The organism is Spiroplasma endosymbiont of Stenodema calcarata, assembly GCF_964031205.1.
Classification (GTDB): domain Bacteria; phylum Bacillota_I; class Bacilli_A; order Mycoplasmatales; family Mycoplasmataceae; genus Spiroplasma.
The window spans coordinates 1235550-1248172 of the sequence record NZ_OZ035018.1; the positions used below are offsets into that span (position 1 = coordinate 1235550).

At 24.9% G+C, this 12623-nt stretch carries 14 protein-coding genes and 1 pseudogene; all 15 read right to left on the reverse strand.

The features are described from left to right. Positions 1-212: 212 nt before the first annotated feature. The 15 genes and pseudogenes from ACQH24_RS06650 to ACQH24_RS06720 all read right to left on the reverse strand — a co-directional run bounded on the left by ACQH24_RS06650 (position 213) and on the right by ACQH24_RS06720 (position 12546). Positions 213-1397: a hypothetical protein gene (locus ACQH24_RS06650; RefSeq protein ID WP_425379801.1), complete on the reverse strand. Its 1185-nt coding sequence runs from the start codon at positions 1395-1397 to the stop codon at positions 213-215. Between the two features lie 558 nt (positions 1398-1955). Further along, entirely contained in the window at positions 1956-3143 is a 1188-nt protein-coding gene (locus ACQH24_RS06655; protein ID WP_425379802.1) for an APC family permease, read from the reverse strand. Next, the gene (locus ACQH24_RS06660; RefSeq protein WP_425379803.1) at positions 3121-3504 is read right to left on the reverse strand and encodes an amino acid permease; all 384 of its coding nucleotides are present in this window, start codon (positions 3502-3504) and stop codon (positions 3121-3123) included. The genes ACQH24_RS06655 and ACQH24_RS06660 overlap by 23 nt, the downstream gene beginning before the upstream one ends. A gap of 205 nt (positions 3505-3709) precedes the next feature. Continuing rightward, positions 3710-6424, reverse strand: coding sequence for a magnesium-translocating P-type ATPase (mgtA, locus tag ACQH24_RS06665; RefSeq protein ID WP_425379804.1), 2715 nt, complete (start codon positions 6422-6424; stop codon positions 3710-3712). A gap of 78 nt (positions 6425-6502) precedes the next feature. Continuing rightward, positions 6503-6634: a hypothetical protein gene (locus tag ACQH24_RS06670; protein ID WP_425379805.1), complete on the reverse strand. Its 132-nt coding sequence runs from the start codon at positions 6632-6634 to the stop codon at positions 6503-6505. 406 nt (positions 6635-7040) lie between these two features. Next, the gene (locus ACQH24_RS06675) at positions 7041-7931 is read right to left on the reverse strand and encodes an IS3 family transposase (RefSeq protein WP_425380681.1); all 891 of its coding nucleotides are present in this window, start codon (positions 7929-7931) and stop codon (positions 7041-7043) included. Beyond that, on the reverse strand, positions 7874-8149 hold the full coding sequence (locus ACQH24_RS06680) for a transposase (protein ID WP_425379385.1): 276 nt from the start codon (positions 8147-8149) through the stop codon (positions 7874-7876). Before ACQH24_RS06680 ends, ACQH24_RS06675 begins: the two co-directional genes overlap by 58 nt. Positions 8150-8348: 199 nt before the next feature. Next, positions 8349-8558: a hypothetical protein gene (locus ACQH24_RS06685; protein ID WP_425379392.1), complete on the reverse strand. Its 210-nt coding sequence runs from the start codon at positions 8556-8558 to the stop codon at positions 8349-8351. A 130-nt stretch (positions 8559-8688) separates the two neighbouring features. Continuing rightward, positions 8689-8871: a hypothetical protein gene (locus tag ACQH24_RS06690; RefSeq protein ID WP_425379806.1), complete on the reverse strand. Its 183-nt coding sequence runs from the start codon at positions 8869-8871 to the stop codon at positions 8689-8691. Beyond that, positions 8871-9059: a hypothetical protein gene (locus ACQH24_RS06695; RefSeq protein ID WP_425379807.1), complete on the reverse strand. Its 189-nt coding sequence runs from the start codon at positions 9057-9059 to the stop codon at positions 8871-8873. The genes ACQH24_RS06690 and ACQH24_RS06695 overlap by 1 nt, the downstream gene beginning before the upstream one ends. Then, entirely contained in the window at positions 9060-9284 is a 225-nt protein-coding gene (locus tag ACQH24_RS06700) for a hypothetical protein (RefSeq protein WP_425379615.1), read from the reverse strand. Between the two features lie 245 nt (positions 9285-9529). Further along, positions 9530-9658 (reverse strand): hypothetical protein, encoded by a 129-nt coding sequence (locus ACQH24_RS06705; protein WP_425379808.1) that lies wholly within the window; start codon positions 9656-9658, stop codon positions 9530-9532. 239 nt (positions 9659-9897) lie between these two features. Next, positions 9898-10302: a hypothetical protein gene (locus tag ACQH24_RS06710; protein ID WP_425379809.1), complete on the reverse strand. Its 405-nt coding sequence runs from the start codon at positions 10300-10302 to the stop codon at positions 9898-9900. 789 nt (positions 10303-11091) lie between these two features. Continuing rightward, positions 11092-11385: pseudogene (locus ACQH24_RS06715) on the reverse strand (rolling circle replication-associated protein); the annotation flags it as partial. Positions 11386-11586: 201 nt separating this feature from the next. Next, complete coding sequence (locus tag ACQH24_RS06720) at positions 11587-12546, reverse strand: transposase (protein WP_425379371.1); 960 nt, start codon at positions 12544-12546, stop codon at positions 11587-11589. Between the last annotated feature and the right edge of the window lie 77 nt (positions 12547-12623).

Here is a 12623-nt window from a genome sequence, read left to right on the forward strand (position 1 = left end):
ATTTCGGTCATTTTATTAAAAAATAACTTTATATTGTTAATCGTTATAAATACTCCTCAAACCTAACTAAAAAATTAAGAAATTAAAGAATTAATTATTACCAACAAATTAACACCAAAAAATATTTTTCGATCGAATTCATAAAAAGTATTCAAATCAATTTTAATGCTTATCATAACTTAATTGTTTACAAAACTAATGGCGTAATTCTATTACTCATTTACACCATTAATTTTATCTCAAAAGTCAGTAGTAACAAAAGTCATAAAATTATTTACATGCGATGGGGCCCCAACAACAGCTGTATTATCATCAAGTAAAAAAGCTGATACTGATAGATATGAATAATCCAAAAATATTTTTCCAGTCATTCTAAAAATTCCATTATTCTTATTTAGCAAAAAACTTCTGGCATGATAACCTGCTCAAGTACCAATATCATCAAAAAGTGTTACAAGTCCAGTTCCTGGATCAAATAATTTAATAGCTGATGTATTATAAAAATTAATGTCATCATTATTTTTTAATTCTAAATCTTTTGCCTTTGCTTGACTAATTATTGAATCTTGTACTTTTAAGGAAATATTAGTTCGATCATACAAATCAGATTCTGAAGTAATTATTTGTTTTACATTATTATCTTTTGTAAAATCAATTGCATTAACATTTTTCATAATTGGTACAACATAACGACCTCAAAATTCTTTAATAAGGTATGGTCAATTACTTGTATCAAAACTTGGCAAGTTAATTGCTAATTTATTAGCTAAATAATTATCAATTATATCAATTGCTCTTTTGTTTTTTACCTTCTGTGCAGGAGTTTGTGCGGCATCACTTAAGGTTCCCCCTGAAAAATCAAGTAAAAAATCATTATCAAATTTTTTAAATTTTATATTTATTTTAAGCTGCACAACGAAACCTAATCGCTTAGTTTTCGCATCATCTTTTATATATCTAATTTTCATTTTTTCTATATTATCTTTACTGCTACTATAATTAATCATTCTTTGGCCATTCTCATAATAATTTGAATATTGATTTGTTAACGTTGTATTGATTTGTGTTATTACATCATCAAAATGCTCAAAAGCAAAATCATAAACACTCTTATTATCATTATAATTTAACAAAGCTGTTTGACTACCTGCATTAACTAATTTTAATAAACTATTTAACATATCTAAATCAGTTTGCCCTTTTAATACTATATAACTATTATCATTAGTATATTTTCTTCACATATCTGAAATTTCAGTAGTTATTTTGTTATATGTTAATGTATCATTTTCTGTATCGTTACCTGGGTTAAGAGGTTTATTTTGAAAAGAAACTGTGTTTGTTAATCCTGTAAATCCTATTGTTGCTACTCCCAAAATGCTCAATAATCTTTTCATTTTTATTTCTCCTTTAATGTTATTTCACATATATTTAAATTGTATCATAAATTTTTATTTAATCTTATATTTATTTAATAAGTAGTCTTTTTAATTACTTCGTCCCTTTCTGTCTACTCCAATAATACTAAAAATTCATATATTTAATATCAATAGATCCCATAATTTGACCTTATCTTACAGTGTAATTGTTTTTATTAAAATCATTTTTTGCGTCAAGTCTTTGTCTTTGTTTATCTTCATTCCGTTAATAAATTTTTTTTCCTACAATTTTGACCTCTAATACAATAATCGCTCATAATTTTTCGCATTTGTTCTTCTAATAACTCATCTCTTAATTGTTCAAACTTTATTAAGTTTCCGAATTAAGATTATCTATATTAAAAAAACTTACCTACTACTATTTTCCCAAAGAATCCCTACCCTTTTAAACAAAATTCCTCTATTCCAAAAAAATATTCCCCTATCCCAAGAACACATTCTTTTAACCATTAAATTAAAATTCCAATTAATTTTATAAAAAAACATATCAATAAGATATGTCTAAATATTTATTAACTATGTTTTATTATCCTTAATTTCTTTAAACTCGTTTATCATATCACTGCCATTATTATCATTACTACTTTTTAATGCTTTCATAAGATTCTTATTTTTGCCAAATGTTTCATTATCTTTCATTCACAAACCAATTCATGGTAGAACTAATATTAATATTAATAAAATAATTGCTAAAATTGGTCCAGTTTTTTCTAACATTACAATTGCATTTAAAAAATAAGAATAAACATTATAACTAATAATTGTAAGAATACAAATAATGCTAATAATTGCTGCCGGAATAAAATATCAATTTTTAATCGTCTTAACTCGCTTATGATAACGATTCCAAATTCCTAACGCAATAATTGTTCCATATATCAGAAAAGCCATCACAACTCCAGCATTACTAATAAAATCATAGAAATTATAAGTTTCTTTCGCAAAAATAGTTGGAACTCCCATAATTAATCCTCATATTATTGTTATAACTGTTGCAGCAACAAAGTTCGCTAAATTAAGACTATGTTTTGCAACAATTTTGTTGCATAATTTTGCTCCAATAATAAAGTTATCTTCAATTGATGAACGACTTAATTTGACCATTGAAAAACTATACCCATTCAAAGTTCCAAAGGCACTAATTAAAATAAAAAAGAAAATAATTCGTTCAAAAACTTTGTTTGCAACAGGATTAGAAAATATTTTCCCCGCTGCTGCAGCAACACTTCCACTAGAATCCAAATTTAAAGTCCCAATTGAAACAATTAAATAAAGGATTGTCACTGATGTTAATCCTAAAACTAAAGCTAAAGGAATTTTCCGTTCTGGTTTCTTAACATCTTTTTGAATATAGGTTGTTGATAAAAAACCATCAAATGAAAATAAAATCCCTGGCAAAGCCATTAAAATCATTTCAAATCCGCTTTTATTTGATACTAATTTATATTTATCAGGATCTCCTAGTCCAGCATCGCTAAAAGCATTTGGGTTATTTTTAAAAAAGAACATTCCAACTAAACCAACTAAAATTAAAGGAATTAATTTTAAAACAACAGTTGTCATTTGAATATATTTGCCAGTTTTTTCTAAATAAGTACAAATATAAATTAATAAAATCGTATAAAAAATTGCAAAAAAAGTTAAGATTAATTGATAATTTACATAACCACCAACTTTTTCACTAAAAGCAATTTCTGCCGCCAAAAGCTCAAATTGATGCTTTTGTTGTATAATAAGCTACTGTAAAAGTAGTTAATGTAATGTAAATATGATTCATCGCATTTCGAACAACACGTCCAAAACGTTTTCCACCAAATAATTTTGCATATAATGCAATCCCTGAATTAGAATCTTGTTTTGCCGATGAAATTTCCATAAATGACAATCCAAATGATAGAGCCATTATACCACCAATAATTCAGGCAATTAACCCTAAAATTCCATTACCATTTGTTAATCCATAAACACCCTCATTTTTAAAGAAAATTCCTGTTCCAACAACTGTTCCAACAACCATACAAAAACACATAAAAAATCCATATTTTTGTGCTGCTTTTTTCTGCATACTTTCACCTCATATCATTTATATTAATTTAAATTTTCCAGTCCTCAAAATTATAAAATGCTAAATAATAATCTCATCAAGTATATTATTTAATATCAAAATTTTAACATAAAAATATTGAATATTTTATTATTAAAATAATAATTTCAATAAAATAAAAAGAATGATCAATTTATTGAACATTCTTTCGCAATATTTTATTATTTTATAATCAATTTTTAACCACTTTAATATAACCAACTTTTGATAATTGGGCGGTAATACAATATGCAATAATGACACCCAACACAATTGGAATATATAGTAATGGTGGGGCTGTCATTGGAAAGACATTGTTAAATACATATGGAATTAAGAATCCTAACGCCACAACAAGTGATGTTGATACATTAACTGGTCAAGTTGGTCTTGATTGAATGAATGGAATTCGTTTTGTTCTGAACATTAGCATTACAACTGATTGTGTAATTAATCCTTCAATAAATCACCCTGATTGGAAAATAGCAATATGGTAAGCGGCATTTGCTGAATCTGGATTAGCAGCATATGCATCAAATACTCCAAAACCATATCCTAAAATAATAAAGGTAATTATATCAAAAATACTACTAATCGGACCATTAACAAAGGTGAACGACAACATTCCCTTTGTTCGTCAACGCTGTGGTTTTAGTAAGAAATCTTCATCAACGCGGTCAAATACAATCGCAAATTGTGAAAAATCATAAATTAAATTTTGAAATAACATTTGAACTGGTAACATTGGCGTAAATGGTATTCATCATGCCACAATAATTAATGTAAAAACATTCCCAAATTGTGACGCCATTGTTATTTTAATATATTTTAAAATATTTCCAAATGTTAAACGGCCTTGTTCCATTCCATGTTCAATAACATCTAATGATTTTTCTAATAAAATAATATCTGATGCTTCTTTCGCAACATCAGTTGCATTATTAACTGAAATTGCAATATCACTTTGGCGTAATACAGGAACATCATTAATTCCATCGCCCATAAACCCAACAACATGATTATTAGCTTTTAATAATGTAATAATTCGTGATTTTTCCGTTGGATTTAGTTTAACAAAGACATTATTAATTTCAACAGCACGTTTTAATTCATAATCTGTTAATTTATCTAACTCTTCACCGGTAATAATTCCTTTAATTTGCATTCCAACACGATCACAAATTGAACGAGTTACAGCGGCATTATCCCCTGTTAAAATTTTTAATTCAACTCCACGAGTTGCTAAAACTTTTACCATTTTTGCTGCTGATGGTTTAGGAACATCTAAGAATGTTACATATCCATAAAAGATTAAATCCTTTTCATCACTAATACTGTATACTTTTTTATCGTCATTTACAACTTTATAACCGATTCCTAAAACACGATATCCTTGATTGTTTAAACGGGTTACAGTACTAGTCATTTGTTTTTTCATTTCATCGTCTAAATCAATAATTCTATTTTGATAATAGATTTTATTTGACACACTAATAATTTCTTCAATTGCGCCTTTTGAAATTAATTTTGTTCCTTCTTCGTTTTTAACAATAATTGTTAAACGGCGACGTTCAAAATCAAAAGGAATTTCATCAATTTTTTGATATTTATCAGGAGTAAAATTATGAGCACTATCTTTAACATGATCTATAATTGCTGTATCTAATGGATTTTTAATTCCAGTTTGAAAGTAGCTATTTAAGTATAAAAGTTTCAATAAATCTGTTTCACTTTTATTATCTAAACTTGCATAATTAATTAACTCAATTTTATCATTTGTTAATGTTCCTGTTTTATCAGTACATAAAACATCAATTGCTCCTAAATTTTGAATTGCTCCTAAATTCTTAAAGACAAGTTTGCTCCGACTCATTTTACGCGCACCTCGTGCTAAGTTACTTGTTACAATCATTGGCAACATTTCCGGAACAATTCCAACTACTGCGGCCGCTGTTCATTTAAGACCTCCTAATCAATCATTTTTAGTTCCTGAATAAATTAGGTAAATAATTGGACCCATAATTAGGACAAACATAATTAATAAAAATGTTACTCGTTTTACACCCATTTGAAAATTTGTCAATGGACGTTTTTCTTGTAGAGCACTAGAAATTGACGAGAAGTATGTTTTAATTCCAGTTTGAATAACCACTGCAATTGCACTTCCTGAGACAACACTTGTTCCCATTAAACAAATATTTTCTAATTCTAATAAATTAGTGTTAGTTGTTGTTGCATGTTTTTCAACTGGCATTGATTCTCCAGTTAGTGAAGCATGATTAATAAATAAATCACGACTAACTAAAATTTGAGCATCCGCAGGGACCATATCCCCACTTGATAAGTAAATCAAATCACCAGGTACTAAATCACGAACATCAATATCTTCGCCTTTTTTAATTAATTCAAACATATTATCATAATTAATGTTAGCATATCCTTCGATATCACGAATGACCATTGCCTTATTGCTAACAATACTAATTAATTTTTTTGTGACAAAATGGGCTTTAATTGTCTGAATATAAATAACTGTCCCACTTGCAAAAATCATTATTGTCACAATAATTGCTGGCAAAACATCTGCAATTCCCCGTTCATTAACAGAAGTAGAGAAAAAATCATAAAAGTTTCAAACACTAATTGCCATTAAAACTAAATTAAATGGCCCAAAAAATGATTTAAAGAAATTTAAAACTCAATTGAATTTTGTACTATCTACTTTATTATAACCATATTCTTTTTGTAAATTTTCTACATCCGTAGTTTTTATCCCAAACTGATTATTTTTAAATTCAGTTAATAATTCAGTTTGGTTAAGTTTTGAACATGATTTTAATTTTTTATCATTAAAATTTAGCTTTTTTAATAAAGCTTCTTTTGTTTTATCTCTCCCAAACATGTTCTGTTTCCTTTCCTACTTTGTTTCTTGACACAACAAAATAAGAAGATAAATTAACGCAAACAAAAATATTAGCAATTATTCGTTATTGCGGTGATTATCTCTTTGATGGTCAAAAACAATATTAAATAATGTACTACTTTTATTAAAATTAATACCCTTTGTTAACCGGTCCATACTGGATCCGGACTGTTCCTGTTGTCCAAGCATTGAAATATCACCACTCTTTCTTTAGTCAAAAATAATACATATATATTCTAACACAAAAATATATTTATTTTATAAGAAAAGAACTTTAATTTTGTCGAAAACTCTTGATAAAATAAAAAAATCATCAATATGACAATTTGAAAAATAATTTTGTTTAAGATCATGATTTTGCTTTAAATTTTTTAAACGTTAAAATATAATACCGTTGATTGTTGTTTTGGTGTTAAACCTTTATGTTGGTATTTTCATTTTCATAGATTTAAATAATTTTGAATATTAGTGAAACCCAAACCATGATAATGAATTAAGGCTTCTTTAAGACTCGATTGTAATTTACTAATCTTATTTAACTTTCGATAACTAGTATCAGGGTTTGTTGGAATGGCAAGGGTTTTTTGGACAAATTTTATGTAGAGTAATAATTTCTGTATTTTACTGGTGTTAAATAATTTAGTTTGCTATGAATTCGAATATTATTGTACCAATTAATGTAATCAAATAATTTTAATTTAAACTGCTCAATGTTTTTAAATTTATTATTTTTAATAAATTCAGTTTTAAAAATTTTGTATGTTGATTCCGCAACAGCATTGTCATAAGGACAACCTGGTTTACTGTAAGACTTTTGAATGTTATTTTTAGTTAAAAAGTTATAAATAAGATTGTTGTTAAATTCACTACCTTGATCAGTGTGAAATATTTTAATATCATTTAATGTAAAGTTAAGTTTATTAAAGGTATTTTTAACTAATTTTGCATTTTTGTGTAAACTAACATCATAACTAATAATTTCACGATTAAATAAATCAATTAGAAAGCAAACATAATATCATTTATTATTAATAAAAACATATGTTAAATCACTGACAACAACTTCATGTAGTTTATAATTATTAAATTCTTGATTTAATAAATTATTATATTTATATGTAACATTGCTTGTATTTGAATGTTTGTATTTGATTTTTGTATAATTTGAAATTAAGTTATATTTTCTCATTATTTTACTAATCTTTACACGAGATAATATAATATTTTGCTGAGCTAGCATGATTTTAATTTTTCTTGTTCCATAATTTTTACGACTTTTTAGAAAAATACTGATAACAGCATTATCAATGTTTTGATTATTCTTGGGATTATTTGCTTTTAATTGATAGTAATATGTTGATCTAGCCAATTTCAATGTTTTACATAAATTAATAATTGGATATTTTGCTTTGTTATTTTTAATGATTGCTATTTTTTGCCGATTATCAGTGTTGCTTGCTTTAAAATGTCATTTTCCATTTCTAATTGTTTAACTTTTTTACGTAATTGAATTAATTCGTTTTCTTCTGGCGTTCTATTGTCTTTAGCTTTAAATGAGTCCGAGTTACTAAATTGGTGAGCTCATTTCCAAACAGTAGATTTACCAATTTGGTAATCATTGGCTAATTGTTCAGGAGTTTGACCCATTTTGTAAAGACCAACAATTTGTTGCTTAAATTCATCGGTATAATGATTCTTTGCCATAATTACACCTCCATTGTAATTTAATTATAAATATTTACTCTACATTATTGTTGTCCAATTTATCTTAACCTATCCAGATGATTAACACCAAACATTATATTCATAAATTGATAATATAAATCTCATACACTTTGCATTTTCTTACATTCCTTTCATAAATGTTAATTACTAAAATTAAGGTTAGAATTTATCACAAATATTAGTATCCGTGAATTAATTTTCTGATTGTTTCAATTCCCAAAACCACAAACATTAAAACTAATGGAATAATTAATAACATATGTGATCCTAAAAAACTAATAAATCAGTTTGTAAAAGCAATCGCCCAATCAGCAAGAATACCAGCAAAATCTGCTATCTGCTTAATAACACTTGCATCAGGGTTATCTGCCAATAAATTTACATTCATATAAAACTCACTCCTTAAATACTAATAATTCATAATAAAACCTTGGCAATTTCTAACCTTAATTTTAGTAATTAACATTAAAAACTAAAATCAATTTTTATACTTGCCAAGGTATTTGATTGATATTAACTTATTCAACAGATTTATCTGCTTTTTTGATTTTTCTTTTTCCTCACTCCTTAAATTCTACTTTTTTAGAACAATGCGGACAAATTAAATATTTATTTTTAAATTTAAATATTGCATTGATTGTTAAAAAAACTAATAGCATTAACATTGTAATTAATAAAATAATTGTTGCAAAAACAGTCATTAATTATCATCCTCCTTTTTTTCTAATTCCAATTTTTTAATTAATAAATAATTTATCTTATTTTGTAATTCTGCATTTTCTAATTTTAATTTACTAGTTCTCCTTGTAAAAAGAAAATGGTCAAGTAATAAAATAGTTAAATCACTAAACAAAATAACTATAAATAAAGCTAAACAAATATCTGCCATTTAACAACCACCACCTTCTATATTTAACATATCATTTTTAACTTGTTCTACTAATAACTTAAAATGTCGTTCTTCCATAATACCAATATCAATAACTTTATGAATAAGATACAATTTAATTGCTTTTTTTAAAATAAATAATGGTATTTTAGTAGGTAAACATTGATATATAACATTAACTAAATATTTTAATCGTTGTTTATATAACTTAGTTTGTTTTTTCATTATTTATCCTCCTTACTAGGTAATTTGTCATAATCTGAATTATCTTTTAAAGCTCAAAATAATTTACATTTATTTTTACAGCTGTAAGTTAAATTACACTTATCACACCCAAAAGTGTAAAGTATAAAATCTTCTTTAAATAATTGATTTTTTTTCTAACTCAACAAATAACTCTTCTAATTCATCTAATAAAATGTTGTATTCTTTTGATTTTAATTCTTTTAAAATTTCTTTAATTCTTTTCATTATTTATTATCTCTTCCTCTTAGCATTTTACCTTCTCCTAACACTCCATCTATTGCTTTTAAATAATCATTTCAGGATTGCTCAAATTTTTTCTTTAATCGTAATTGTCTTTTAGTTAATTTTTTCATATTTTATTAACCTCGTCGTTACTTAATTTAGAATAATATTGATTAATTAAAATTTGTTTATTATTAACGCAGTATCAGCAATATTTAGAACCTAGTTCTCATACAAAATCAAGTTCACAAACAATGCATTTTTTATCCATTGTTAGCACCTTTAAATTGAAAACAATTTCAGCAAACGGTCGCCCCGTTTTGTCAAATAGTTTCATTAATACAAGCCATACATAACTGTTGTTTCATAACTATTTATTTCACAAAATAGTATCATCAATACCAATATTATTATTTTGATTTTGATGTTGATTACTATTTAACTGTTCTTGTTTTTCATTAGAATATTTATTAATAAAATCTTGCTCGTTATTATTTTTAATATATGGTTCAACTGTATTAATTTTTCCATCTCATTTAAGCGAAACATAAAATAAACTACCATCAACTAAATAAGGTTTTAATTTGAAATAATTATCATCAATTACTTTAAATCATTTTGACTTTGATAAATCTTTTGTACCTTTAACATTACCGTTTTCTAACTTAATAACTGGTGTAAATGTATAACTATCTCATTTACTTACATTACCTTTATCATCTTTAATAATTTTATCAGTTGAAATATCTATCAACTGTACTAGAAATCCATTCATAAGATTTCTCCTTTCTTTTAAATAATTTAATTAAATTACTTAAAAGATTTCTTTAAAGTTTGAAACTTAAATATAAAAAATGGTTAATTAAAATTAATAATACAAAATAAGTGTTTTTTATTTGAATAAGTTTATAAATAAAATATAAAAAACATTTAATTATATCTAAGTTTCGTCGAATGAAACCTTTTAAGATTTGAAACTCAAACATAATCAAATGTTTAAGTTAAATTAATAATACAATAAAATATTAAATTGTCAAATTTTTAACACAAAAAAAATACATTACTAACTTGTTTTTTTTTTTTTTTTTTGTTTTAATTAATTTGTGGTAATTGTTGTCGAATGCAATTGCCACTTTTTTAATGAGTTTTTACTCATTTTTTTATTTACTATGAATACAACATTTATCTTGTCTTCGATATTTATACATACCTAAGCAATTATTATGTTGTATTTTTCGTAATAAAAGTTCAAATTTTACCACATTCTTTACATTTAACATCTCTATTTGCCATAAATTTAATCTCCCTTCAAATAAGTATTTGAATTAATAAGCTTGTACATTCAATTTCGAAATTGAACAAATAAATCTTTTAACACCTTAAATTTTTAAATTTATTTGTATAATTATCAATTGTTTTATTATTTTGTTTTCTTCAAATTTTACTTTCGTGTGAAACGTATTTTTTATACTCTCTGAATTTGTCTAAACCATAATAACTATCACAACTAAAACCGATTTTATAACCATTTTCATCACCAAAAGCAAAATAATTTAAGTTATCTTTAATTGAATAAATTAAATCTTGATCTGATAATTCAACAACACCAACCTTTATTTTTTGGATTTTTACAATTATGACTAAATTGATATGCTTTAATATTTAAATCATAGTGATTTTGACTTTTATTATTATTTGCAGTTTTAACAATATATTTACCAATATATTTAACAACATCTTCATTTGTGCCTTTACGAACTTTAATATTTTTATTAATACCATAAGGTCAATATTTTAAAACTACTCAATTAGGTACATTTTGATTAAATATAATATGAAAATGAACTGCTCCACGATTTTGATATTCGTAAGTATAAGTATATTTAAATTTTGAATTATCATTTGGACGTTTAAACCTTTTATCTTATCATTGTTTTTGAATATTAATAAAAAACTTTTTCTTTAATTTTGTCGAAAACTCTTGATGAAATAAAAAAATCATCAATATGACAATTTGAAAAATAATTTTGTTTAAGATCATGATTTTGCTTTAAATTTTTTAAACGTTAAAATATAATACCGTTGATTGTTGTTTTGGTGTTAAACCTTTATGTTGGTATTTTCATTTTCATAGATTTAAATAATTTTGAATATTAGTGAAACCCAAACCATGATAATGAATTAAGGCTTCTTTAAGACTCGATTGTAATTTACTAATCTTATTTAACTTTCGATAACTAGTATCAGGATTTGTACTAGTTTTGGTAGAATATAGAGTAGAATTTGTTTGTTTTGCTACTAATAAATATAATGGTTGCATGTCAGAAATAATTATTGATTTTTCTTTAATTAATTGCTTATTCATATTTTCAATAATTCATTGTTTTTGTAATCGTTTGGTATTGGTGGATTGAACAAAAATATTATTATTGCTATCAACTACCATTTGAATACAGCATTTGGTATTAGTTGAAAATGGATCAAGATGAGTTTTTCGTTTATCAAATTTATCTTTAAAATTACCTTTATGGATTTCTTTAATAAAAGTTTCATCAATTTGGATTTGACCATTTAATTTTTTAAATTTTAATTGAGTATTTTCTAATTGTTTTGATTGCATTAATTTTTGACGATTATATCAAGCAGTTTTTGGTGTTGTTTTAATAAAACGGGAAATTATTTTACTAGATTGTCCTAATAATGAAATTTGAATTAATAAATTTCACTGTTCATAATTTAAATGACTTCAATAAGTAAAATGATGACGAAAAGCATCAAAACTAGCACGACATTTTTTACATAAATATTTTTGTTTTCCTTCGGGATTATGACCATTTTTAACACAATGATAAGATTTACAATCAGGACATATAATGCCTTTATCTCTAAATTTTTGATCAATTTCATTTAAACGTTTTTGTTTTTTGATTACTTCTGCTTCTTTTTTTATTTTTTCAGCAAATTCTAAAAATTGATCATCTGTAAAACTGTTTTTTAATTCTGTAATTATTTTTTCCATCAATTATTTACCTCTATATATTAAAAATATACCTAAAATTAGATATATTCTATAAATATCAAGAGTTTTCGACAAAA